The sequence below is a fragment of the Xanthomonas sp. NCPPB 3005 genome (assembly GCF_041228095.2).
Classification (GTDB): Bacteria; Pseudomonadota; Gammaproteobacteria; order Xanthomonadales; family Xanthomonadaceae; genus Xanthomonas_A; species Xanthomonas_A bonasiae.
Map to the genome: position 1 here is coordinate 1,078,259 of NZ_CP166096.2, position 24,732 is coordinate 1,102,990.

20 protein-coding genes are annotated in these 24,732 nt (G+C 69.9%); 7 read left to right on the forward strand and 13 right to left on the reverse strand.

The window, feature by feature from the left end; genetic code table 11:
* Positions 1-222: 222 nt before the first annotated feature.
* Entirely contained in the window at positions 223-1,041 is an 819-nt protein-coding gene (locus AB8810_RS04705) for a cellulase (RefSeq protein ID WP_369915701.1), read from the forward strand.
* A 230-nt stretch (positions 1,042-1,271) separates the two neighbouring features.
* On the opposite strand, the gene AB8810_RS04710 is transcribed toward AB8810_RS04705, so the two are convergent.
* Both AB8810_RS04710 and AB8810_RS04715 read right to left on the reverse strand, forming a co-directional pair.
* Positions 1,272-2,564: an amidohydrolase family protein gene (locus AB8810_RS04710; RefSeq protein ID WP_369915702.1), complete on the reverse strand. Its 1,293-nt coding sequence runs from the start codon at positions 2,562-2,564 to the stop codon at positions 1,272-1,274.
* The gene (locus tag AB8810_RS04715) at positions 2,561-3,961 is read right to left on the reverse strand and encodes an amidohydrolase (protein ID WP_369915703.1); all 1,401 of its coding nucleotides are present in this window, start codon (positions 3,959-3,961) and stop codon (positions 2,561-2,563) included. Before AB8810_RS04715 ends, AB8810_RS04710 begins: the two co-directional genes overlap by 4 nt.
* Before the next feature lie 423 nt (positions 3,962-4,384).
* Here AB8810_RS04715 and AB8810_RS04720 point away from each other — a divergent pair, with 423 nt between their 5' ends.
* Entirely contained in the window at positions 4,385-4,930 is a 546-nt protein-coding gene (locus tag AB8810_RS04720; RefSeq protein ID WP_369915704.1) for a DUF924 family protein, read from the forward strand.
* 126 nt (positions 4,931-5,056) lie between these two features.
* Here the strand turns inward: AB8810_RS04720 and AB8810_RS04725 are convergent, their stop codons facing one another.
* On the reverse strand, positions 5,057-5,962 hold the full coding sequence (locus AB8810_RS04725) for a hypothetical protein (RefSeq protein ID WP_369915705.1): 906 nt from the start codon (positions 5,960-5,962) through the stop codon (positions 5,057-5,059).
* Between the two features lie 100 nt (positions 5,963-6,062).
* Positions 6,063-6,989 (reverse strand): Grx4 family monothiol glutaredoxin, encoded by a 927-nt coding sequence (grxD, locus tag AB8810_RS04730; protein ID WP_191824557.1) that lies wholly within the window; start codon positions 6,987-6,989, stop codon positions 6,063-6,065.
* Positions 6,990-7,034: 45 nt separating this feature from the next.
* Here grxD and AB8810_RS04735 point away from each other — a divergent pair, with 45 nt between their 5' ends.
* Positions 7,035-7,826, forward strand: a complete 792-nt coding sequence (locus AB8810_RS04735) for a polysaccharide deacetylase family protein (protein WP_191824556.1) — start codon at positions 7,035-7,037, stop codon at positions 7,824-7,826.
* Positions 7,827-7,932: 106 nt separating this feature from the next.
* Here AB8810_RS04735 and AB8810_RS04740 read toward each other — a convergent pair whose 3' ends face one another.
* The 4 genes from AB8810_RS04740 to AB8810_RS04755 all read right to left on the reverse strand — a co-directional run bounded on the left by AB8810_RS04740 (position 7,933) and on the right by AB8810_RS04755 (position 11,433).
* Entirely contained in the window at positions 7,933-8,622 is a 690-nt protein-coding gene (locus AB8810_RS04740) for a hypothetical protein (RefSeq protein WP_369915706.1), read from the reverse strand.
* A gap of 66 nt (positions 8,623-8,688) precedes the next feature.
* On the reverse strand, positions 8,689-9,360 hold the full coding sequence (locus tag AB8810_RS04745; protein ID WP_369915707.1) for a methyltransferase domain-containing protein: 672 nt from the start codon (positions 9,358-9,360) through the stop codon (positions 8,689-8,691).
* A gap of 60 nt (positions 9,361-9,420) precedes the next feature.
* Positions 9,421-10,062, reverse strand: a complete 642-nt coding sequence (locus AB8810_RS04750) for an SGNH/GDSL hydrolase family protein (RefSeq protein WP_369915708.1) — start codon at positions 10,060-10,062, stop codon at positions 9,421-9,423.
* A gap of 90 nt (positions 10,063-10,152) precedes the next feature.
* Positions 10,153-11,433 carry a pyridoxal phosphate-dependent aminotransferase gene (locus AB8810_RS04755; protein WP_191824553.1) on the reverse strand — a complete coding sequence of 427 codons (1,281 nt, stop codon included), beginning with the start codon at positions 11,431-11,433 and terminating at the stop codon, positions 10,153-10,155.
* Between the two features lie 90 nt (positions 11,434-11,523).
* Here AB8810_RS04755 and rsgA point away from each other — a divergent pair, with 90 nt between their 5' ends.
* From rsgA to AB8810_RS04770, 3 genes are all read left to right on the forward strand, one after another.
* A complete protein-coding gene (gene rsgA / locus AB8810_RS04760) occupies positions 11,524-12,639 on the forward strand; it encodes a ribosome small subunit-dependent GTPase A (protein ID WP_369915709.1) in 1,116 nt (371 codons plus the stop codon).
* Between the two features lie 26 nt (positions 12,640-12,665).
* Entirely contained in the window at positions 12,666-13,919 is a 1,254-nt protein-coding gene (locus AB8810_RS04765) for a flavohemoglobin expression-modulating QEGLA motif protein (RefSeq protein ID WP_369915710.1), read from the forward strand.
* A 103-nt stretch (positions 13,920-14,022) separates the two neighbouring features.
* Positions 14,023-14,703, forward strand: coding sequence for a type 1 glutamine amidotransferase domain-containing protein (locus AB8810_RS04770; protein WP_369915711.1), 681 nt, complete (start codon positions 14,023-14,025; stop codon positions 14,701-14,703).
* A 459-nt stretch (positions 14,704-15,162) separates the two neighbouring features.
* Here AB8810_RS04770 and AB8810_RS04775 read toward each other — a convergent pair whose 3' ends face one another.
* Complete coding sequence (locus tag AB8810_RS04775) at positions 15,163-17,064, reverse strand: alpha-amylase family glycosyl hydrolase (RefSeq protein ID WP_369915712.1); 1,902 nt, start codon at positions 17,062-17,064, stop codon at positions 15,163-15,165.
* Between the two features lie 43 nt (positions 17,065-17,107).
* A complete protein-coding gene (locus AB8810_RS04780) occupies positions 17,108-19,549 on the reverse strand; it encodes a TonB-dependent receptor domain-containing protein (protein ID WP_369915713.1) in 2,442 nt (813 codons plus the stop codon).
* Between the two features lie 307 nt (positions 19,550-19,856).
* Between AB8810_RS04780 and AB8810_RS04785 the strand changes: the two genes are divergently transcribed.
* Positions 19,857-21,185: an MFS transporter gene (locus tag AB8810_RS04785; RefSeq protein ID WP_179567151.1), complete on the forward strand. Its 1,329-nt coding sequence runs from the start codon at positions 19,857-19,859 to the stop codon at positions 21,183-21,185.
* A 123-nt stretch (positions 21,186-21,308) separates the two neighbouring features.
* Here AB8810_RS04785 and AB8810_RS04790 read toward each other — a convergent pair whose 3' ends face one another.
* From AB8810_RS04790 to AB8810_RS04800, 3 genes are all read right to left on the reverse strand, one after another.
* A complete protein-coding gene (locus AB8810_RS04790; protein WP_179567149.1) occupies positions 21,309-22,340 on the reverse strand; it encodes a LacI family DNA-binding transcriptional regulator in 1,032 nt (343 codons plus the stop codon).
* Positions 22,341-22,427: 87 nt separating this feature from the next.
* Positions 22,428-23,168 carry an acetoacetyl-CoA reductase gene (phbB, locus tag AB8810_RS04795; RefSeq protein WP_179567147.1) on the reverse strand — a complete coding sequence of 247 codons (741 nt, stop codon included), beginning with the start codon at positions 23,166-23,168 and terminating at the stop codon, positions 22,428-22,430.
* 109 nt (positions 23,169-23,277) lie between these two features.
* The gene (locus AB8810_RS04800) at positions 23,278-24,603 is read right to left on the reverse strand and encodes a CitMHS family transporter (protein WP_369915714.1); all 1,326 of its coding nucleotides are present in this window, start codon (positions 24,601-24,603) and stop codon (positions 23,278-23,280) included.
* Positions 24,604-24,732 lie beyond the last annotated feature (129 nt).

Genomic DNA, 24,732 nt, shown 5'->3' on the forward strand with positions numbered 1-24,732 from the left:
GGGGCGCTGGACGCCGCGGTAGACAATGCGTCGCCGCCGATCTCGACCGCGTGTGGGAACTGGGAACGCGCGCACGCTGCAGGTCTCGACCGCGTGGCGCTATTGCCGCAGCGCATGCCGCCAGGCGTTCTTCGCATAGCTCGTGCCGCGCGGGTCTTGCTAGCGTCCGCCGCGGCAGCACCTCCGCTGCCGTGCCCGCCGACTTCCTGGGAGAAACCGAACATGCATGATGTCCAGATCGTTCCGATCGCCGCACCGCATCTGCGCGCCGCCGCGCCGCGCGCGCGCATGCGCCGGCGCCTGCTGCAGGCGCTGTTCGCCGTGTCGTGCCTGGCGGCTGCGCCGCTGGCGCTGGCCGGGCCCTACAAGATCTTCGGCAACCACTATGCCTGGGTCAACAATTTCAACGATCCCAACAACGTCATCCAGGGCACCTTCGGCACCGGCAGCACGCCGGAGCTGACGGTCACCTTCAATTTCGCCAACTCCAGCCTGTACGGGTATCCGGCGATCGTGCGCGGCTGGCACTACGACTGGAACCCGACCAGCGATACCTTGTTCCCGCGGCAGGTGTCGTCGCTGAGCACGATCCCGGTCAAGTTCACCTACAGCGCCGGCGGCAGCAACCTGGGCGGCGATTTCGCCTACGACCTGTTCTTCCGCCGCGACACCAGCAAGGGCGTGCCGCAGCTGGAAGTGATGATCTGGGGCGGACACAATTCCTGGCCGATCGGCACGCTCAGCGCCAGCAACGTGATCAGCGCCGGCGGCTACACCTTCGACCTGTGGGAAGGCAACAACAGCGCCGCCGGCTACTACGTCTACACCTTCATCCCGCACGGCACCGCCGGCCAGCCCAACCTGCCCACCAGCGGCAACCTCAACGTCGACGTCAAGCCGTTCCTGAACTGGCTGCAGGCCAACCGCAGCAAGGACGGCCGCTACAGCAACGCGCTGTATCTGCACGTGGTCGAGGCCGGCTTCGAGGTGGTGCGCGGCAACGGCTGGGCCAAGGTCAGCGCGACCATCGACGCGCATTGAGCTGCGCGCCGCAGCGGCGGCCCGACCGGGCCGTCGCCGCCCTGGCGGGAATTTCCAGGCATCGATGCTGGCGCGCCGGCAATGGCCGACGCCAGCGCGGCAAACGCGGCGGGCTGGCGCGCCACACCGTCGTCGCGGCGGACCGCGGACGCTTGCAGAGCAGCGGCCGGGCCACGGTGCGTGTCGCGACGTGATGCGGCGCGGCCCGCACCGCTTGCACCGCCTACGCGCTACTGCGTATACGCCCGCGGCAGCGCGCCGGCCTGCTTCATGTAGCGGTCGCGCAACTCGGTCTGGCGCGAGCGCATCGGGATCGGGCGGCCGCCCAGCCAGACCTGCTCGGCGTAGTGGGCCACGTCCAGCGGATCGCCTTCCCACAGCACCAGGTCGGCGAGCTTGCCGGGGGCGATGCTGCCCAGCTTGTCGCCCACGCCCAGCGCCTCGGCCGGGACCCGGGTCAGGCCGGCCAGGCCGTCTTCCCAGGGCAGGCCGTGCGCTACCGCGTTGCCGGCCAGCTGGCGCTGCTTGCGCGCGTTGTGCGAGCCGTCGCCGCCCTGGGTGAAGCTCACCGCGACGCCGGCCGCGTTCAGCCGCGCCGCGTTCTCCAGGGTCGCGCCGATCTGGTCGAAGCTGCTCGGCAGATCGTCCAGTGCGTTGACGAACACCGGCACCTTCACCGCGGCCAGCAGCGGCGCCAGCTTCCACGCCTCGTCGCCGCCGGCGATGGCGATGCGCACCTTCTCGCGCTGCGCCCAGCGCAGCAGTTGGCGGATGTCGGCGGCGCGGTTCACCGCCACCACGATGCGACCCTGGCCGGCCAGGTACCTGGCCAGCACGGCGCGCCCGGCCGGGGTCAGCAAGGCATGCGGCGAGTCCGCCGGCATGCGTCCGCGCGCTTCGGCCACCAGCTGGTCGAGCAGCATCCACTGCGCGGCGCGCGACTTGCCGCTCAGTTCCAGCGCGTCGCTGCCCAGGCGCACGTACAGCGCGTGCGGGCCGATCGGGTCGGCGCCGCCGTCCAGGCGCATCACCGCGCCCTGGCCGGCGATGAAGGCGCCGCCGCTGTTGGCGCCGAGCGCGGTGAAGCCGATGCCCTCCACGCGCGCGACCGGGATCAACACCGAGTCGGGGTTGTAGGCCAGGGTCACGTCGAACTCCGGGCGCATCGGCTGGTCGTGCGGCAGGCTCAGCGCGCTGTCCACGGTGGAGGACTCGCCGGACACTTCCTCGATGCCGATCTCGGTGATGCCGCCGAACAGTGCCGGGGTCAGCGGGCGGCCCTTGGCCTCGATCACCGCGACCCCGGCCGGAGCGGACAAGCCGCTGCCGACCGCGCGGATGGTGCCGCCCTGGACCAGCACGTCGGCGTTTTGCAGGGTGCCGCGCGCGCTGGCGGTATGCACGGTGGCGCCGCGGATCAGCACGTCCTGCGCGAAGGCGGGTGCGCTGCCGAGGATCAGGCAGGCAGCGATCGCCAGGCGCTGTGCCAGGGGGCGGCGCGAATGCGGAGCGGAACGGCTCATGGGGCAGCCTCCTGGCCGAGCATGAAGTCGGATGTGGGTTGCAGGCGGCGGTCGGCGCGGTCGTAGACCTGCGCGCCGTCGATGTAGACCTTCTCGGCCAGCGCGTAGGAACTGAACGGGCTGCCGTTCCACACCACCACGTCGGCCATCTTGCCCGGCTCCAGCGAGCCGGTCTGCTTCTCGATGCCCAGCGCCTTGGCCGGGTTGCTGGTCAGCCAGCGGATCGCGCGCTCGGGCGCGATGGCGATGCCGGCGCGGCGCCCGGCGGCCATCGCCTTGGCCGCTTCCTGGTTGAGCCGCTGGATGCCTTCCTCCGAATCCGAATGCACGATGGCGCAGCCGTTGGCCGGGCGATCGACCAGCGCGATGTTTTCCTGGATGCCGTCGAAGGCTTCCATCTTGAAGCCCCACCAGTCGGCCCACAGCGCGCCGCAGACGTTTTCCTGGGCCAAGCGGTCGGCGATCTTGTAGGCCTCCACGCCGTGGTGGAAGGCGGCGATCTTGAAGCCGAATTCCTTGGCCAGGTCGAGCATGGTGGTCATCTCGTCGGCGCGGTAGCAGTGGATGTGCACGCGGATGTCGCCGTTGATCGCGCCGGCCAGGGTGTCCAGCTTCAGGTCGCGCTTGCCGCCGCTGTCGCCGGAACTGTCGTTGTCGCCGGCGCCGCGGCTCCACCAATGGCGCTTTTCCGGCGCCTTCTTCTTCGGCGCGTTCTTGCGCAGGTATTCGCTGGCGTCGATGAACGCGGCGCGGTAGCCGGCGACGTTGCCCATGCGCGTGGCCGGGCCGCCCTTCTCGCCGTACACGCGCTTGGGGTTCTCGCCGCAGGCCATCTTCAGGCCCCACGGCGCGCCGGGGAACTTCATCGCCTGGTAGGTGGTGGCCGGCACGTTCTTCAGGGTCACGCCGCGGCCGCCGACCAGGTTGGCCGATCCCGGCAGCACCTGCAGCGAGGTGACGCCGCCGGCCAGCGCGGTGCCGAAGCCCGGGTCCTGCGGCCAGATCGAATGTTCGGCCCAGACGTTGGGCGTCACCGGCGCGGTCATCTCGTTGCCGTCGCTGTGCGCGCTGACGCCGGGGCTGGCGTACACGCCCAGGTGCGAGTGCACGTCGATGATGCCGGGCGTGACCCACTTGCCGTGGCCGTCGATGCGGGTGACGTTGGACGGAGCGGCGAGCGCGCGGCCCACCGCCTGCACGCGGCCGTCCTGCAGCAGCACGTCGGCATCGTCCAGGCGCTCGCCGGTGCCGGTGAGCACGGTGGCGTGCTCGATCAGCACCGGCGTGGACGCCAGCGGCCGGTAGGTGCTGGGGTAAGGGTCTTCGACGAAGCGCGAGGCGGCCGCGGCAGGACCGCACAGCGCCACGCCCAGGCAGGCGAGCAACAGATGACGCATCAGATTTTCCCCGGATGTTGGCTGCAGCGTTGGCGCCGCCTGCGCACGCTAGCCCGAGCCGGCGCGCTTGCCAAGTGCGGGTGGCGTGGGGCGGGATTGGGGATTGGGGATTCGCAGAGCGCGTCGGCAGGCGAATGCTCACCCGCCGGTGGCTCAAGGTGACAGCGAACTGCCACGCTTTCCCCAATCCCCAATCCCCAATCCCCCATGCGTCCGTTGTTGGTGGAGGACAGCATCGATCCGGCCGACGCGATCGCGCGCCGCACGCCCCGCGCTGGGCATGGGTGGATTGGCAGAGCGATGGTCCGGGCGCGGCCAGCGTGGCCGATCGCGCGGCGGCGACAGCCCACGGATCGCTCGCCGCACACCGCATGCCGACGCCGGATCGGGTATAGAGGCCGATTGCCGACCGATGGAAATGCGATGACCGAGATCCTGCCCCGCGATGTCGTGGAGTTCTGGCGCAGCGCCGGCCGCGAGCGCTGGTTCGCCGCCAACGAATCGTTCGATGCGAACGTGCGCCAGAACTTGCTGGACGCGCATCACGCCGCGGCGCGCGACGAGTACGCGACGTGGATGGACAGCGCCGAGGGCGCGCTGGCGCTGCTGCTGTTGCTCGACCAGGTGCCGCGCAACGCCTTCCGCGGCAGCGCGCACGCCTACGCCACCGATGGCCTGGCGCGGCGCTACGCGCAATGGGCGCTGGCGGCCGGCTACGACCAGCAGGTCGAGCCGGAGTTGCGCATGTTCTTCTACCTGCCGTACGAGCACGCCGAGGATCCGGGCCTGCAGCGCGAGGCGGTGGAGCTGTTCAGCGCGCTCGGCGATGCCGACAGCCTGCAGTGGGCCACGCAGCACGAGGACATCATCCAGCGCTTCGGCCGCTTCCCGCATCGCAATGCGGCGCTGGGGCGGGAGACGACGCAGGACGAGCAGCGGTTTCTGGACGAGGGCGGTTTCGCCGGTTGAACGGCGCGCCGGCGGCGGCGCTGTTGCAGGGGCGGCTTCAGCCGCGACGGACTCTACGGATAGAACCTGTCGCGGCTGAAGCCGCTCCTACAGGGCAGTGTCGAGTGTTTCTGCGGGCGCCGGCGCTCAGCAGCCGCCGACCAGGTCGTCGCTGCGCCATTGGCCATCGACCAGGTGCAGCAGCCAGAATCCGTAGGTCTCGTAGCCGCTGTGCTGGATCAGGAAATCGACCGTGCCGTCGGCATCGATGTCGGCGAACTGCAGCAGCGCATAGTTGTTCTTGCGCCCCTCGCAGTCGTCGCAACCATAGTCGGCGAGGGTCTTGCGCAGCCGCCAGCCGGCGTCACTGCGTTCCAGCACCGCCAGCAGGGTGGTCAGCTTGGGCGAGGCTCCGTCCGCGTTCGCAGCCGGCGCCGGGTCGTAGACGCTGGCGGTCACCAGGGCGACCTCGTGGCCCGGCTGCTTGGCATCGCCGATCACGGTCAGTGCCGGTGCCTCGTCGGCCGGCGGTGCGGCGAGCTGCGCCAGCAGCCGCTTCAGCGCCGCGGCAGGCAGGCGCTTGCGCACCGACGGATCGTTGCCGACCACCTGCAGCAGCGCGCGCCGCTGCGTGGCATCGAGCTCGCGGCGTGCGAAGCGCTGGCCGGGATTGAGGTCGAACGAGGCCAGCAGGGCATCGTGAGCGAAGGTGGCGCCGTGCGCGGTCTTCAGGCGCACGCGCAGGTCGCCGCCGCACATGCTGTTGTCGTCGACCGAGAACGCCAGCGGCGTCGCCACGCCGTTCTCGGCGCCGTTGTCGAACACCCGCAGCGGCTTTTTCAGCCCGCGCCAGGCGCCCAGTTCGGCCTCTTCCGACGGCGCGTTGCGCACCGGGATGTAGCTCATCACCTTCGCCTCGTCCGAGACCGGGGTGACGTAGATCACCGTCGGCGGCGGTGCGGCGGCCGGCGCGGCGGCGGCAGGCAGGGCGGCGGCAGGCAGGGCGGCGAGGCCGATCAGTGCTGCGGTCCAGCGTTTCAGTGCGCGTGCCATGGCTTGCTTCCTCCCCGGAAGCGCAAAAACCGTATCGCAAAAAAAGCGGGCGACCCTCTGGATCGCCCGCCGTGATGCCGCTGCGTCGTGCGCCGCCGGCTCAGTATTTCGCCACGCTGCTGTCCACCTCGTCGGCCCAGGCATCGATGCCGCCGACCACGTTGTGCACGCGGCTGAAGCCGAGCGCGCGGAACTGCTCGGCCGCCTGCGCGCTGCGCCCGCCGTGGTGGCACAGGAAGGCCAGTGCGGTGTCCTTCGGCAGCGCTTCCAGCTGCGCGCGCTGGTCGCCGTCCAGGGTGCGGAACGGCACGTTCACCGACGCGATCGCGCGCTCTTCCGGCGGGCGCACGTCCACCAGGATCAGGCCGCCGGCGCGCACCTGGTCGTCGGCGTCGCGCACGCTCAGCTCCTGCACCGGCTTGGGCGCGTTCGGGTTGTCGATCGCCAGGCCGCGGCCGCGCAGGTCGTCGACCCAGTCGATGGTGATGCCTTCGGCGCGGCGCGCGCTGGCCAGGTCGAACTGCACGCGCAGGCCGTTGGACTCGGCGGCGATGGCGTTCGGGTCGGTCGGCGCCAGCTGGAAGTTCGGCTGGAACTGCGCGTCGATCGCCAGCGCCAGGGTCGCGCCCGGGGCATCGGCCAGCGCGCCGCGCAGCATCTCCGCGGCGGCGTCGGTGATGGTGATCGAGGGCGGGGTGCGGTCCGGCGCCTGCACGCCGAGCAGTTCGCTCAGCTCGCCGCTGCCGGCCATCTGCAGGATGATGTCGCTGCCGCCGACCAGTTCGCCGTCCACGTACAGTTGCGGGATCGTCGGCCAGTCGCCATAGGCCTTGATGCCTTCGCGGATGTCCTGGTCGGCCAGCACGTTGACGTGGGCGAAGTCGACGCCCAGTTCGTTCAGCGCACCCACCGCCTTGGCGGAGAAGCCGCACTGCGGCATGCTCGGCTGGCCTTTCATGAACAGCACGACGCGGTTGGAACTGAGCAGCGTTTCGATGCGGGAACGCAGGGCGGGATCGAGGGACATGGCAGTGATTTCGGTCGCTGAGTCGGACCGGTCATTCTACGCCGCATGGCATCATGGGGCATGACAGTTCCGGAAACGCTGCATCGCATCCCCCGTCACCCGTACCGCTGGCTGCCTTTGGCGCTGGCCTCGCAGGTGCTGGTGGCGGCGATCTGGTGGGCGTGGGGCTGGCGGGTCGGGCTGCCGGCGCTGCTGGCCTCGCATGCGGCCCTGGTGCTGCCGGTGTTCCTGCCGCGGGCCTGGCTGTACGCCCCGGTGCTCAGCCGCCTGCCCGGCACCGCGCCGCGGGTGTGGCTGACCATCGACGACGGCCCCTCCGACGACACCGCGCCGCTGCTGGACCTGCTCGACCGCCACCAGGCCAAGGCCACCTTCTTCCTGGTCGGGGAACGCGCCGCCGCGCGCCCGGAGCTGGTGCGCGAGATCCTGCGCCGCGGCCACGGCGTCGGCAACCACAGCCAGACCCACCCGCAGGCCTGGTTCTGGGCGTTGGGACCGCGGCGCATGGCGCGCGAGATCGGCCAGGCGCAGCAGGCGCTGGGCGCCATCGCCGGCACCGCGCCGCGCTGGTACCGCTCGGTGGTGGGCATGACCAACCCGTTCGTCGCCGCGCCGCTGCGCCGCCACGGCCTGACCCGGGTCGCCTGGAGCGCGCGCGGCTTCGACGGCGTGCACTGCGATCCCGCCGCGACCGTGGCGCGCATCGCGCGCGACCTGACGCCCGGCGCGATCGTGCTGCTGCACGAAGGTGCGGCACATGGGCACAACCTGGCGATCGTGGAAGGCGTATTGCAGGCGATGCGCGAGAAAGGCCTGGTCAGCGTCCTGCCGGGCTAGCGCGCCGGGCGCGAGTGGGATGCCCAACGCGCACCCCGGCGGCATGCCGGCACTGCAGTCCCCGTGGACTCTCGACGCGAGCCAGCGGCTCGCGTTCGCGCCGGGCTCAGCTGCCCTGGATGAGCCCGAACACGATCAGCGCGGCGACGCCGACCAGGGTCGCGATCGCAAAGATCAGGCCGAGCACGCCGTACAGCTTCCTGCGGTCGCGCTGGAACAGGCTGCCGATGCCGAGCGCGGCGGCGGCCAACTCGGCGAACACGCCGACCATCATCGCCATGCCGACCAGCATTGCCAGCGGCGAGTCTTCGTCCAGGCTGTCGGGCTGGGAATAGACCAGTGCCGCGCAGACGCCGATCAGCACGAGCGTCAGCACCGCGGCGATCAGGCTGACCGCGAACGAGGCGATGCCGAGGCCGGAATAGGGAGGAAGCGTTGGCGATGTCATGGGAACTCCGAGGGGAAACAGGTCGTCCCGGCGCCGATGCGCGCAGGACAGCGTGATGCGGTTCGCGTGCGCGGCGCTTGCCGCGTCGGCATGCGCTGCCAGCGCAGCACTCGCGGATGCGGATCCGGCTAGGCCGGTCGGCGCGTTCGCACTGGATTGGGTGCGACGCCGCAGCTTGCCGAGCGTTGCATCGATCCGTGCAATCCGAGCGGTGCTGGCGATGCGCCAGCGACGGCGCGGCAGTATAGACGTCGTGCTCCTTGCCCGCTGCCGGTGGCCGTGGAAATGCGGTGCGGACCCGAGCTGCAATGCGTGCACGCAAACGATGCACAGCGTTTCCGACGGCATTGCATGCAATGTCGAAACGGCGCTGTGCGGTGTATTCCGAGCCAGGGAGGCGCGTGGGCGGCCGCGTCAGTGCGGTTCGGCCACGATCAGCCAGTTGTTGAACGGGGTGTTGCCGTACAGCGGCGCGAACGTGGCGCGCAACCCGGCGTCGCCGAGCTGGCGTTCCAGGCTGTCGCGGGTGGGATAGCACTTGGGCACTTCCTGCATCCAGCCGGCCAGGTGCGCGAGCACGTCGGTGACGCGGCTGGTGCGGCCGCGGCCGCTGGCATCGCCCAGGCCGCTGCGGATCACCAGCTTGGCGCCGGGCGTGAGCATCTTCGCCACGCTGCGGATCAGGTTGGCCTGCATGGCCGCATCGAGGTACTGCAGCACGTCCAGGATCGCGACGCTGCCGCTGTGGTCGGGCCAGGCCTGGCCGAGATCGACCACGTCGAAGCGGGCGCCGTGCAGTGCGCTGCGCGCGGCGATATTGATCGCGCGGCGGATCTTCGCCGCGTCGATGTCCACGCCGTGGTAGCGCTGCCGCTGGCCGTCGGCGCGCAGCGCATGCGCGAGCAGGCCAAGGCCACAGCCCAGGTCCAGAATCGGGGCGTCGGTGCCGCGCAGCGCGGCGAGCACGCCAGGGTAGAGCGGATCGGTGCGCAGCTTGGTGCGGGTGTAGTAGTAGTCGTAGCGATTGCCGAGCGGATGCGTCGGAAGGAAGGCGCGGGCGATGGCCAGGGCCTGCGGTCGGGTCATGGGCTGGATGGTGCTGGCGTCGCGCAATGTCGGTCCTTGGCAGCGGGGCGTCGTACTCCGCTAGGCTAACGCATCGCGCGCCGCAGGCAACAGCAGGCCGGTCCAGCGCGCATACATCGCCGCCGACGGATGCAGGCCGTCGGCGGCGAGCATCGCGGCGCTGCCGCCGCCATCGCGGCTGGCCGCGGTGATGTCGACGAAGCGCGCCGCACGCGCCTGGCAGCACGCCTGTGCGGCGGCATTGAATGCATCGATCTGCGTGCCGATCAGGGCCGGATCGTGTGCGGGCGGCTGCGCGAACGCGGTCACGCCCCAGTCCGGGATCGACACCGCCAGCACTCGCCGCGGCTGGCCGTCGGCAAAGCCGATCGCGCGTTGCAGCAGCGCGGCGAACTGTTCGCGGTACTCCTCGAGCGTGCGTCCGCGGTACTGGTTGTTGACTCCGATCAGCAGCGTCACCAGCGCGAACGGACCCTGCGGCGCGGCCGCATCGATGCCGGCAGCGAGTTCGTCGGTGGTCCAGCCGGTGGTGGCGACGATCTGCGGATCGGCGATGGCGATACCGTCGTGGCGCAGCGCCGCGGCCAGTTGCAGCGGCCAGCGCCCGCTGTCGGCGACGCCTTCGCCAATCGTGTAGGAATCGCCTAACGCCAGATAGCGCAGCGGGGCATGGTGGAGCGTGGCGAAGCTGACCTGGCTCATCGCGACGGCACCGAAAACGGCCGAGTCACAGGCGCCGGAAATGGCCGCAACGCTTCACGCTTTGCCCATTCCCGACTCCCCATTCCCGATTCACCGCCCCCCAGCCACACTGCGCGGCTTCAGCGGCACCACCTTGGTCGCCGCGTCGGCGCGGCGCGCCAGCACCCGGTCGATGCGCGCGAACACTTCGCGCATCACCGCCGCTTCCGGCAACAGGGTCACGCGGAAATGGTGGCGATAGGGCACGTTGAAGCTGGAACCGGGCACCACCAGCACGCCCTCGTCGTTCATCAGTTCCAGGGCGAAGTCGTGGTCGTCGAAATTGCGCGCGGCCGCGCCGACCACCGCCGGGAACGCGTACAGCGCCCCGGCCGGCTGCACCAGCGCCAGGTGCTCGCTGGCCGCGCAGGCCTCGATCACCGCGCGGCGGGTTTCGTACAGGCGCCCGCCCGGCGCGCACAGCGGCGAGATCGTGTCCGGGCCGTTGACCGCGGCGTCGATCGCGTACTGGCCCGGCACGTTCGCGCACAGGCGCAGCGCGCCGAGCAGGTCCATCGCGTTGCGGAATTCGGTGACCCGCTCGGCGGCACCGGACAGCAGCGCCCAGCCCACCCGCCAGCCGCAGGCGCGGTGCACCTTGCTCAGGCCGCCGAAACTGATGCACGGGTGCTCGCCGGCCAGCGGCGCGACCGGCACGAACGCGGCGCCGTCGTACAGCACCTGGTCGTAGATCTCGTCGACCATCAGCAGCAGGTTGTGCTTGGCCGCGATCGCCACGATCTTCTCCAGCAACTCGCGCGAATAGCTCGCGCCGCTGGGATTGTTCGGATTGATCAGCACGATGGCGCGGGTGCGCGAGGAGACCAGCGTCTCGATCTCCACCGGATCGGGCTGGAAGCCGTTCTCCGGCGCGCAGCGGTAGTACACCGGGCGGCCGTCGTTGAGGATGGTGGCGGCCGACCACAGCGGGTAGTCGGGCGAGGGCACCAGCACTTCGTCGCCCGGGTTGAGCAGGGCGCGCAGCGACAGGTCGATCAGCTCGCTGACCCCGTTGCCGATGAAGATGCGGTCCGGATGCGCGTCCGGGTGCTGGCGCCGCGCATAGGCGGCGGCGATCGCCTCGCGCGCCTCCGGCAGGCCCTGCTGGTGGGTATAGGGATCGGTGCGGCCCATGTCGTCGGCGATCGCGCGCTGCAGGTGCTCCGGCGCGCGGAACCCGAACGCGCCGGGATTGCCGATGTTGAGCTTGATCAGCTTGCGCCCCTGCGCCTCCAGCTCCCGGGCTCGCCGCGCCAGTTCGCCCCGGATCTCGTAGCGGACTTCGGACAGGCGTTCGCGGATCGCGAGCGGCTTGATCGGCAGGGTGGGCATCGCATAGGCCGGTGGGGGCGTGGAACCGGCATGGTAACGGAAATGTGACACGGCGGCCGGCCCGGGGCCCGCACCGTCTAGAATCCGCCCATGACTTCCCCCCAGATCGACTTCGACGCGCTGCGCCCCATCGGCTGGCCCTGGCCCGGCATGCCGGAAGAACCGGCCTGGCTGGCGGCGATGGCCGCGCACCCGCTGGCGCGGCCGGCGCGGGTCAGCGAGCAGCACCGCACCGGCTACGTGGTGGCCGATGCGGTGGATGCCGGCTTCAAGGTCGAGTCGCTGCCGGAATGGCAGCGGCCGCGCTTTCCCAGCCACGAGCGCGCCGCGGTCGGCGACTGGGTGCTGCTGGAGGACGACAAGCGCATCGTGGCGCTGCTGCCGCGGCGTACCGCGATCAAGCGCGGCGCGGCCGGCGAGCACTATCACCAGCAGGTGATCGCGGCCAACATCGATACGGTGTTCATCGTCTGCGGCCTGGATGCGGACTTCAATCCGCGGCGCATCGAGCGCTACCTGCTGCTGGTCGGCGGCGGCGGTGCCGAGCCCGTGGTGATCCTGACCAAGGCCGATCTCACCGAGTACGCCGACGATGCGCTGGCGGTGCTGGAGGAGTTGGCCGCGCAGTCGATTCCGCTGCTGACCGTCAACGCCAAGGACGCCGACAGCGTGGCGGCGCTGCGGCCGTGGCTGGGCGCCGGGCGCACCGCGGTGCTGGTCGGCTCCTCCGGCGCCGGCAAGTCCACGCTCACCAACACCTTGCTCGGGGTGCAGAAGATGCGCACCGCGGCGGTGCGCGAGAACGATTCGCGCGGCCGCCACACCACCACCCACCGGGCGCTGCTGCCGCTGCCGTCCGGGGCCTGCCTGATCGACACGCCGGGCATGCGCGAGCTCAAGCCCACCGGCGAGGAAGACCTGGCCGAGGGCGGGTTCGCCGACATCGAGGCGCTGGCCGCGCAGTGCCGCTTCAACGATTGCGCGCACCAGGCCGAACCGGGCTGTGCGGTGCAGGCGGCGATCGAGCGTGGCGACATCGAGGAGGCGCGGCTGGCCAACTACATGAAGCTGCGCGACGAAGTCGCCGGTGCCGCCAGCAAGCTGGCGCAGCGCCAGGCGCAGAATGCGGACGCCGCCAGGTCGGGCCGGCCCGGCGCGGGCAAGCCGGGCGGCAAGCGGCCGACGCCGCGCAACCAGCGCCGCTGACCGGCCGTCCGCCCACCACGCTTGCGATGACCGCGCTGCCTGCCGAGATCCTGCACCACGCCGCGCTGGATGCGCGCCTGGTCAAGGCGGTGCGCGGCATCCGCCTGCTGGCGCTGGCGAGCTGGCCGGCGGCGGTGCAGGCGCCGTTCCTGGACAGCGTGGCGCGCGGCCAGCCGCAGCTGCCGCAGGTGCAGTACCCGCGGCTGGATTTCGCCGACACGCGCCGCGAGCTGGCGGCGATCGCGCAGGGAGCCGATCCGACGCATCCGCTGGGCGCGTATCTGCAAGCCTCCGCGCATAGCTGGGACCTCGCCGCAGCCTTGCTGGAGTCGCTGGGCACGCCCGCGGTCGGCACGTACTCGGCGCAGCTGTTCGGCGCGCCCGAGGATCCGATGCCCGGGCATGGCCCGACCACCCGCGATGCCGCCGGCCACTTCATCCGGATCGCGCAGGAGCTGGATCGCGAACTGCTGTCGGCGGAAGAGCAGGTGCCGGTGTCGGCGACGGCGCTGCGCCTGCAACTGCAGCAGGACCTGGACGAATTCTTCGGCGCGCGGGTGATCGCGGTGGAACTGGATCCGGAGTTGCTGGCCAAGGCCGCGGCCGGCGCGCACCGCATCCGCCTGCGCTCCGGCGCCTCGTTCAGCGACTACGACCGCGCGCAGCTGTTCCACCACGAGGCGCTGGTGCATTCGCTGACCGCGCTCAACGGCCGCGAGCAGGCGCATCTGCCGAGCCTGGCCCTGTCGTCGCCGCGGGTCACCGCCACGCAGGAGGGCCTGGCGACCTTCGCCGAGCAGATCACCGGCAGCATCGACATCGAACGCATGAAGCGCATCAGCCTGCGCATCGAGGCGATCGCACTGGCGCGCGGCGGTGCCGATTTCGTCGAGGTGTTCCGCTATTTCGATGCGGCCGGGCAGTCGCCGGCGGAGAGCTTCTCCTCGGCGCAGCGGGTGTTCCGTGGCGTGCCGACCGGCGGCGGCGCAGCCTTCACCAAGGACACCGTGTACCTGCGCGGGCTGGTGTCGGTGCACACCTTCTTCCGCCAGGCCTTGCAGCGCGATCGCCTGCCGCTGTGCCGCTGGCTGTTCGCCGGCAAGATGGCGCTGGAGGACGTCGCCGCGTTCGCGCCGCTGTTCGAGGCCGGCGTGCTGGCACCGCCGCGCTGGTTGCCGAACTGGGTCGCGCGTGCCAGCGGCCTGGCCGGCATGCTGGCGTTCTCGCTGTTCGCCAACCGCATCCGCATGGATCAGCTGGACAGCGCCGAAGGCGCCTGAACGCCACCGCGTCGCGCTCACCTGCCGCGAATGCGCGCTTGCCGATACTGCGCGCCTGGCCTGCAGCGCATGGCCGCCATTTCCCCTCAAAAAGGACATCCGCATGAAGATCCTGATGGTGCTGACCTCGCACGACCGCCTCGGCGACACCGGCCACAAGACCGGCTTCTGGCTGGAGGAATTCGCCGCGCCGTACTACGTGTTCAAGGATGCCGGCGCCGAGATCACGCTGGCCTCGCCCAAGGGCGGGCAACCGCCGCTGGACCCGAAGAGCGACGCGGCCGATGCGCAGACCGCGGCCACGCAGCGCTTCAAGGCCGATGTCGATGCGCGGCAACAACTGGCGAGCACGCGGCCGCTGGCCGACGTGCGGATGGCGGACTACGACAGCGTGTTCTACCCCGGCGGCCATGGCCCGCTGTGGGACCTGGCCGAGGACCGCACGTCGATCGCGCTGATCGAGGCGTTCGAGCGCGCCGGCAAGCCGATCGGTTTCGTCTGCCATGCGCCGGGCGCGCTGCGCCGGGTTACCGCTGCCGATGGCGCGCCGCTGGTCAAGGGTCGCCGCGTCACCGGCTTCACCAATGGCGAGGAAGCGGCGGTCGGGTTGACCGACGTGGTGCCGTTCCTGATCGAGGACGAGTTCCAGCGGCTGGGCGGCCTGTACGAGAAGGGCGCCGACTGGGGCGTGCACGTGGTGGTGGATGGGCGCCTGGTCACTGGCCAGAACCCCGCGTCGTCCGAGGATGCAGCCAAGGCGTTGCTGGGCTTGGTGGGCAAGTAAGTGCTGGCGGCGTGCGGCTTTCGGCGGATGCCGAGTGTGTGTCGCAATGCTGCCTCGAGGGCGAGGCAAGGCGCCGGCTTGCCTTCTGTAGGAGGGGACTTCAGTCCCGACTGCTTTCGGAATCGGCCAGGTTGCTGCTTCGTTCGTCGCGACTGAAGTCGCTCCCACAAGGGCAATGGGCGATGCATGCCATGCCCGTTTTTCTGTAGGAGGGACTTCAGTCCCGAGCGCTTCCGGGATCGGCCAGGCCGCGGCTTCGTTTGTCGCGGCTGAAGCCGCTCCTACAGAGGCGCGTTGCCGCGCAGGCATCGCTGCGTTTTGTGGGAGGGACTTCAGTCCCGACTGCAGCGGAGCCGGATCGCGGTTGCGGCCCCGTGCGTCCGCGGTTTGGTCCTCGAAAGCGCTGCTCCCGCGCAGCGCTTTCGCGAGTCCGTGGCGTCGCCAGGACGTGCTCCGCGCTCAGTCGCGCCGCCACCAGCGCAGGCCGTAGGCCGGCAAGGTGCCGTCCCATTCCTGCAGCGTGGTCGCGTCGCGTCCGCCGTCGGCGATGGCCTGCCATTCGCCAGGGCCCAACGCACTGCGGTCCACCGCCACCGGTTGCGCACTGAAATTGTAGGCCGCGACGAAGTCTGCACCGCGGGCGATCCCGAGCAAGGCCGAATTGCCCAGCGGCAACGCGCGCAGCGGTTGCCCGGCAGCCAACGCAGTGGTCGCCGCACGCGCGGCAATCAGCCGCCGCAGGCGGGTGTAGACCTGGCCGGGAAGGCTGCCTTGGTCGTCGCGCCGCGCCGCGCGCTCCCAGTCCATGACCGGACGGTGCAACCAACGGCCTTCGTGGCGGCGCAGCAGGTCGTTGCGATAGCTCGCGTCGTTGCCCAGCGCCAGTTCGTCGCCCATGTACAGCAGCGGGATGCCCGGCATCGCCAACGCCACCGCATACAGCAGCAGCAGGCGCCGGATCCCCAGCTCCAGGGCGTCGGCATCGCCGTCGGCCAGCGCCGCTTCGATGCCGACCAGCGCGGCGCTCATGCCGTTGCTGCCGTGCACGCCGTCGCCGCTGCTCTGGAACGCTTCGCCGCGCGCGTAGCTGCCCGGTACGCCGCCGGCGAAGAAGCGTGCGGCCTGCGCAAGATCGAACGGCGCGCCGCCGTCGCCGCCGTCCGCTTCGTGGCGCAGCACGTTCCAGCCGATGTCGTCGTGGCAGCGCACGTAGCTCAGCCACGCGCAGGCCGGCGGCAACGCCGGCGTCTGCGCGATCGCGCCCTGCACGATGTCGCCGCGCTGTTCGGCCAGCGCCACCCAGGCGGCCGCCATCAGCGTGCTGTGGTAGGCCAACTGGCATTCGTGGCCGCGTGCGTCGCCTTCGCCGAAGTAGGGTGGCAGCTGGGCCATCGGCACGATCGCCTCGGCCTTCAGCAGCACCGCGGGTGCGGCGATGTCGGTGAGCGCGCGCAGCGCCTGCAGGATGGTGTGCGCCTCGGGCTGGTTCATGCAGTCGCTGCCTTCGCGCTTCCACAGGTAGGCGGTGGAATCCAGCCGGAACACTTCCACGCCCAGGTTGGCCAGCTGCAGCAGCGCCAGGGCCATTTCGCCGAACACCGCCGGGTTGCTCCAGTCCAGATCCCACTGATACGGATAGAACGTGGTCCACAGCCACGCGTGGGCGTCCTCGACCCAGGTGAAGTTGCCTGGTGCGGTGTGGGGGAACACCTCGCCCAAGGTGCGTTCGTAGCGGTCGGGCAGGTGGCGGTCGGCGAAGTGGTGGTAATAGTCCAGGTAACGCGCGTCGCCCCGTTTGGCGGCCAGCGCCCAGGGATGGTCGTCGGCGGTGTGGTTGAGCACGAAGTCGGCGCACAGGCTGATGCCGGCCTCGCGCAGGCGCGTGGTCAGGGCGATCAGGTCGGCGTTGTCGCCGAGTCGCGGTTCGACCTGGCCGTAGTCGCTGACCGCGAAGCCACCGTCGTTGTCGCCTTCGCGCATGCGCAGGAACGGCAACAGATGCAGGTAGCGCACACCCAGTTCCTGCAGGTAGGGCACGCGTTCGCCGACCCCGGCCAGGGTGCCGGCGAAGCGGTCGGCGTAGGCGCTGTAGCCGAGCATCGACGGGTCGCCGAACCAGTCCGGCGCGCGCGCCGCATCCAGTTCGGCCAGTGCCGGCGGTCGTGCGCGGATGGTGGCGGCGACCGCATCGAGCCAGCGCGGCAGCCATTGCGCGTAGTCCGGATGGTCGCCGTACAGGGCCTGCAGTGCGGCGAACAGGCGCGGGCCATGGGCGCCGTAGCGCGCGTGTGCGCCGGGCTGGGCGGCCAGGGCCGCCTGCACGCCGGCGTGATCGGGGAGGGGGGAGGCAACAGCGTTCATGATGGGCCGCGCCCGGGGGCGGGCGCGGCGGGCTCCTTGGGGGTCAGAAGTCGTAGCGCACGCCGACGCTGGCGGTACGGCCGGGGATGGAGCGCGCGCGGATGTTGGCATTGTCCGGAATGCTCGCGTCCTCGGCCTCGGTCAGGCCGAAGGCGTCGAACAGGTTGTTGACGTTCAGCGACAGGGTCAGCGCATCGGTGACGCGGTAATTGCCGAACAGGTTCACCTGCGTGTAGCCGGGCATCTTCAACTGGTTGCTGTCCTGGGTGTAGGCCGAACTGGTGCCGATCGCATTGACCCCCAGCTCGTAGCGCTCGCCGCGGTAACTGGGGGTCAGCTGCCAGACGAACCTGGCCTGGCGGCGCGGCGTGTTGCCGGCGTTGGCCGGGGTGATCTGGTCCTTGTCGATCGTCGCATCGGTCCAGGTCGCGCCGCCGTTGAGGCCGAAGCCGCCGGCGCGGTAGGACGCTTCCAGCTCCAGCCCGTGCGCCTTGTAGGTGCGGTTGAAGAAGCGCTGGCTGGTGGCCTCGTAGTTCTGTTCCTGGGTGCGCGCAGCGAAGACGGTGGCGAACACGCTCAGGCCGCCGGCGCGCCACTTCAGGCCGCCCTCGAGTTGCTTGACGAAGTTCACCGCTTCGTCGGAAGACACCGAGCCGTCGTCGCGCACCACGCCGAACAGCAGGCGGTCGGCGTTGGCGCGCGCGCCGCGGCTGTAGCGGGCGAAGGCGGCCAGATCGTCGTTGAGCATGTAGTTGCCGCCGAGCGAGTACGACAGGTAGTTCCAGTCGTAGTCCACCGGCTTGCGGTTGGCGTAGTCGATCGTCGCCACGCTGCGTTCCGGCGCCTGGATGATCCCGTCGCCATCGACGTCGAGATTGTCGACCAGCAGCCCGCCGGCGGTGTTGCCGCGTGCCCGGCCCATGTCGTAGCGCACGCTGGCGTCCACGCTCAGCGGGCCCTGGTCCCAGCCCAGCGCCACGTACGGGGCGTTGATGGTGTAGCGCACGTCGTAATGGCGGGTGTTGTCGGTGCCCCAGTACGGCACGCCGTAGGCGTACAGCCCGTCCTGCGAGAGCAGGCTGCCGTCGGCAGCGACCACGTCGAGCAGGCGCGAACGGCTGGACACCGACTGCACGTAGGAATTCCAGGTCCAGTCCATGTCGATGACCTGGCGCGAGCTGTACAGGCCGGCCTTGAGGTTGACGTTGCCGCCATCGCCGTTGCCGAAGTCGCGCGCCAGGCTCAGATCGTTGACCGCGTTGCCGAGGTCGTTGATACGGGTGTTGAACAGGTGGGTGCGCACCGCCTGGCCGCTGTAGGTCTGGCCGTCGGCATCGCGCAGCGTCGCGCCGGCGCCACCGATCTGCGCCGCCAGGCTGGCGGCGTCGGCCACTTCGGCCGGGAACGGCGAGACGAAGCGGCCGGAGGTGTCGGCGATGCGGAACTTGTCGGTCAGCGTCCAGCCGCCGCCGATGTCGAACTGCGCCTCGGCGCCGATCGCGCGCGACACCGGATGCATGCCGTCGCCGAGGTCGACGCGGGTGAGCCGGTTGCTGCCGTCCAGGCTGTTGCTGCTGCGGAAATACGGGCTGTACAGGGTATCGCGGCCCGGGTCGAAGCTGCCCACATCGTGGAAGTGCGGCGAACCGTCGCTGCCGCTGACCAGGGTCGGCACGGGGGTATAGGCGGCGGCGCGGTCGTTGAGGTACTTGGCGTAGACACGGACGTAGCCGTTGTCGAACAGCCGGGTCAGGTTGGCCTTGAGCTGGCCGCCCTTGTCGGTGGCGTAGCCGGCATCGCGCACGCCGTCGCCGCGGCGGTAGAAGCCGCCGACGTTGAACTGCCAGTGCTCGGCGAACGGCGCGCCGTAGTCGAAGTCCAGGCGCGTGTTGTCGAAGCGGCCGAGGCCGCGGCTGAGGCAGACGCTGCCGCCGGCGGTGTCGCCGGTCTTGCTGATGAAGTTGATGATGCCGCCGGGCGAGTTGCTGGCGAAGGTCGAGGCCGAGCCGCCGCGGATCGCCTCGATACGCTCCAGGCTGTAGTCGGCGCGCAGGAAGATGTCGGCATTGCCGAAGGCGATGTCGCCGAATTCCAGCACCGGCAGCCCGTCTTCCTGCAACTGCAGGAACTTGGCGCCGCCGGAGGCCACCGGCAGGCCGCGCACCGCGATGTTGGCGTTGCCTTCGCCGCCGCTGGATTCGGAGCGGATGCCGGGGATGTTGCGGAAGATCTCGGCGGTCGAGCGCGGCGCGGATTGCTCGATGGCTTCTGCGCCGACGGTGCTGACCGACACGCTGGACTTGAGCTTGCTCTTGGCGGTGGCGGTGCCGGTCACGAACACCGAGTCCAGGCTGACCACGTCGGCCTGCGCGGAAGCGGGCTGGGCGGCAGGCGCGGCCGCGTCCTGGGCGAAGGCGGCCGGGGCGGCCAGGGCCGCGGCGACGGCCCAGGCCAGGGTATGCAGGCGGATCGAAGGGTGGTGCATCGCTATCTCTCCCGAAGCGAGGGGTGACGCGGGTAGGGCCTGCATGCGGCGTGCGAAGGCGTGGACCGGCGCGACGCCCATGCCGGACAGGCGGTGGGGTGGCGCAGTGATACGGCGTTTTGCAATCGATTGCAATTTGCACCGCAAAAAAATGCGGAAGTCACCGCCTGTAGTGATGAAAGCCTGATTTATCAGTCAAATAATGATGCAGCGCAGCGTTACAAACGATTGCATTAATCCCAACATGCGCTCCGCCGCCGTGGCGCGTCGCCCGCGGCGCCCTTGGCTTCCTGTCAGGCTGATGCGCATGCGCTCCGATCGCCCCTTGCTTCCGCTGTCGCGCGTGCTGGCGCTCAATGCCGGCTTCTTCGGCGTGCAGTACAGCTTCGGCTTGCAGCAGAGCAACATGAGCCCGATCTACAACTATCTGGGCGCCGATCACGCCAGCCTGCCGTACCTGTGGCTGGCCGGGCCGATCACCGGGCTGGTGCTGCAGCCGGTGGTCGGCGCGTTGAGCGACCGCACCGTCACCCGCTGGGGCCGGCGCATGCCCTACATGGTGGTCGGCGCGCTGGTGTGCAGCCTGTGCTTGCTGCTGATGCCCTTCAGCGTGGCGCTATGGATGGCGGTGAGCCTGCTGTGGATGCTGGACGCGGCCAACAACGTGGCGATGGAGCCGTATCGCGCCCTGGTCAGCGACGTATTGGCGCCGCGCCAGCGCCCGCTCGGCTATCTCACCCAGAGCGCGTTCACCGGCCTGGGCCAGACCCTGGCCTATGTGACGCCTCCGTTGCTGGTGTGGTTCGGCATGAACCAGGACGCGGCCAATGCGCACCACATTCCCTACGTCACCATCGCCGCGTTCGCGATCGGCGCGGGATTCTCCGCGGCCTCGATCCTGCTCACCGCGCGCAGCGTGCGCGAGCCGGTGCTGCCGCCGCTGGAACTGGAGCGCCTGCGCGGCGCGCCGGTCGGGCCGTTGGCCACGCTGCGTGAGATCGCCGATGCGGTGCGGCAGATGCCGCCGACGATGAAGCAGATGGCGCCGGTGATGCTGTTCCAGTGGTATGCGATGTTCTGCTACTGGCAGTACATCGTGCTGTCGCTGTCGACCACGCTGTTCGGCACCACCGCGCCGGATTCGCACGGCTTCCGCGAGGCCGGTCTGGTCAACGGCCAGATCGGCGGCTTCTACAACTTCGTCGCCTTCGTCGCCGCGTTCGCGATGGTGCCGGTGGCGCGCCGTGTCGGCCCCAAGGCCACGCATGCGGCGTGCCTGCTCGCCGCCGGCATCGGCATGTGCCTGCTGCCGGTGATCCACGACCGCTGGCTGCTGCTGTTGCCGATGATCGGCATCGGCCTGGCCTGGGCGAGCATGATGGGCAATCCGTACCTGATGTTGGCCGACAGCATCCCGCCCGAGCGCACTGGCGTGTACATGGGCCTGTTCAACCTGTTCATCGTGCTGCCGATGCTGATCCAGATCGTGACCTTGCCGCTGTACTACGACTCGTTGCTGCACGGCGATCCGCGCAACGTGATCCGCCTGGCCGGCGCGCTGATGCTGATGGCGGCGGTGGCGATGCTGTTGGTGAGGCAGGGCCGGGATTCGGGAGTGGGGATTGGGGATTCGTAAAAGCGCAGCGTTGCGCGTTGAAGTTCCGCGGCTAGGATTGAGAAACCGGGTTGGCTGGTACAGCGTCAGTGCGCACGTCCCGCTCTTGCGAATCCCCAATCCCGACTCCCCAATCCCGGCCCTTCACGCCGAATCGCGCACCACCAGGCTCACCGCCAGTTCCACCGATTGCAGCGGTTGCCCTTCGATCAGGCCGAGCACGCCGTCCACCAGCAGCGTCGCCGCCTGCGCCAGGTCCTGGCGCACCGTGGTCAGTGGCGGCTGGCTGTAGGACGCCAGCGGAATGTCGTCGAAGCCGACCAGCGAGATGTCCTGCGGCACGCGGTGGCCGGCCTCGGTCAGCGCGCGGATCGCGCCCAGCGCGATCACGTCGGAGGCGGCGAACACCGCGTCGGGCGGATCGGTCTTCTTCAGCATGGCCCGCGTCAACCGGTAGGCGTCTTCGCTGAGAAAGTGGCTGCGCGCATGTAGCCGCGGATCGAACTCCAGGCCGTGGTGCTCGAGCATGCGCCGGTAGCCGGCGAAGCGCGGCGCCACCTCCGGCAACTGCTCGTCGCCGAGGAAGGCGATGCGGCGGCGGCCGGTCTCGATCAGGTGCGCGGTGGCCAGCTCGCCGCCGCGCAGGTTGTCGCTGCCGATGCTGACGTAGGCCTGGCCGTCGATGCGGCTGCCCCACACCACCATCGGCAGGCCGCCGCGCGCGGCGGCGTCGAGCGCGGCATGCTCGGAACTTTGCCCGAGCATGATCACGCCGTCGGCGCGGCTGCCGCGCGCCAGGTCTTCGACCCAATGGTCCTGGTGCCGGTCCAGCTTGGACAACAGCATGCTGTACCCGCGCGCGGTCAGCGCATCGGCGAGCAGCGCCAGCATGGTCATCATGAACGGGTCCGACAGCGGCTGCTCATGCGCGTGCATCAGCGGCACCGCGACGCAGACGATGTTGGAGCGCCGCGAGCGCAGGCTGCGCGCGGCCAGATCGACGCGATAGCCGGCCTCGCTGGCCAGTTGCTTGATATAGGCGCGCGTGCGCCGGGCGACCACCGGGTTGTCGGCCAGCGCGCGCGAGACGGTGGATTCGGACACGCCGGCCATGCGCGCGATGTCGGCCATCTGCAGGCGCGCGCCCGGTGCGGCGCGGTCGGGTTTGTCGGGCATGCGATGTCGGCGCTGGCGCAGGGAGCGGAATCGGCAGTGTATGCCAGCCGCTGCGATGCGAGCGCCAACCCGTGAGGCAGCGCCGGCCTAGCCCATGTGCAAGCCGCCGTTGACCGCGTAGTCGGCGCCGGTGACGTAGGCCGCTTCGTCGGAGGTCAGCCAGCCGCACAGCGCGGCCACTTCCTCGGGCTTGCCGAGCCGGCGCAGCGGCACCGAGGTCGCCAGGCGGTCGAGCACGTCCGGCGGAAAGCTGCTGATCGAGGCGCTGGCGATGTAGCCGGGCGACACCGTGTTGACGGTGACCCCGCGCGAGGCCACTTCCTGCGCCAGCGCGCGGCTGAAGCCCTGCATCGCCGCCTTGGCGGTGGCGTAGTTGATCTGCCCGATCTGGCCCTTCTGCGCGCTGACCGCGCCGATGTTGACGATGCGGCCCCAGCCGCGCGTGGTCATGCCGTCCACCACCTGCTTGGTGATGTTGAACAGCGAGTTCAGATTGCTGGCGATCACCGCCTGCCAATCCTCGCGGCTCATCTGCCGGAACAAGGTGTCGCGGCTGCCACCGGCGTTGTTGACCAGCACGTCGATCTCGCCGACCTCGGCCTTGACCTTGGCGAACGCGGCGACGGTGGAGTCCCAGTCGGTGGCGTTGCCTTCGGAGGCGACGAAGTCGAAGCCCAGCTCGCGCTGCTCGCGCAGCCACGCCGACTTGCGCGGCGAATTGGGGCCGCAGCCGGCGACCACGGTGTGTCCGTTGCGCGCCAGCTTCTGGCAGATCGCGGTGCCGATGCTGCCCATGCCGCTGGTGACGTAGGCGATTCGTAGAGTCATGGAAGAACTCCTTCGGAGTTGGGGAATGGGGAGTAGGGAATGGGGAATGGTTGGAAGCGAGCGCCGCGTTTGCGATTCCCGTTTCCCCATTCCCGATTCCCGGCAGCCATCAAGCGGCCAACGGATACAGCGCGAACAGAAGGCTGCCGCCCATCAACAGCAACGACACCAGCACCGCCCACTTCATGGTGAAACGCTGGTGGTCGGCGAAATCGACCTTGGCCAGGCCGACCAGCAGATAGGTCGAGGGCACCAGCGGGCTGAGCAGGTGCACCGGCTGTCCGGCCAGCGAGGCGCGCGCCATTTCCACCGGGGTGATGCCGTAGTGGCTGGCCGCTTCGGACAGGATCGGCAGCACGCCGAAGTAGAACGCGTCGTTGGACATGAAGAAGGTGAACGGCATGCTGGCGAGTGCGGTGATCACCGCCAGGTACGGGCCCCAGGCATCGGGAATCACCGCCAGGAAGCTGCGCGACATCGCTTCGACCATGCCGGTATTGGAGAGGATGCCGGTGAACACGCCGGCGGCGAAGATCAGCGACACCACCGACAGCACGTTGCCGGCATGGTTGACCAGGCGCCGGCGCTGCTCGGCCAGGTTCGGATAGTTGATCAGCAGCGCCAGCGCGAAGCCGATCATGAACAGCACCGGCATCGGCAGCACGCCGACCACCAGCGCCGCCATCAGCGCCAGGGTCAGCACCAGGTTCACCCACAGCAGCTTCGGCCGCTTGATGTCCTCGGCGTCTTCCACGGTCGGCAGCGCATCGCCGTCGTCGGCCACGCTGCTGTCCATCCAGGTGTCGCCCGGCAGCGCGGCCACGCCGAGGCGGCGCCGCTCCTGCATGCCCAGGTACCAGGCCAGCACCAGGATGCCGGCGATCGCCAGCGCCATCGCCGGCACCAGCGGCACGAACACGTCGGCCGGGTCCACGTGCAGCGCGGTGGCCGCGCGCGCGGTCGGTCCGCCCCACGGGGTCAGGTTCATCACCCCGCCGGCGAGGATGGTCACGCAGGTCAGGTTCAGCGCGTTCATGCCGATGCGCCGGTACAACGGCAGCATCGCCGACACGGTGATCATGTAGGTGGTGGAGCCGTCGCCGTCGAGCGAGATCAGCAGCGCCAGCACCGCAGTGCCGACCACGATCTTCATCGGGTCGCCCTTGACCAGGCGCAGGATGCGCCGCACCAGCGGATCGAACAGGCCGGCGTCGATCATCACCCCGAAGTACAGGATCGCGAACATCAGCATCACGCCGGTCGGCGCGATCTTCTTGATCCCTTCCAGCATCATCTCGTTGATGCCGGTGCCGAAGCCGCCGGCCAGCGCGAAGGCGATCGGCACGATGATCAAGGCGACCAGCGGCGACAGCCGCTTGCTCATGATCAGGTACATGAAGGTGATGACCATTCCGAAACCGAGCGCGGTCAGCATGTGAGTTCCTCAGGGTGGTGCATGGAAAAAATCGAACCCGACAGCAGGAGAGGGCAGCGGTAGAACGCAAGCCGACAACGCATCAAGTCGCGTAATCCCGCCTTTGCGATTCCCGAATCCCGATTCCCC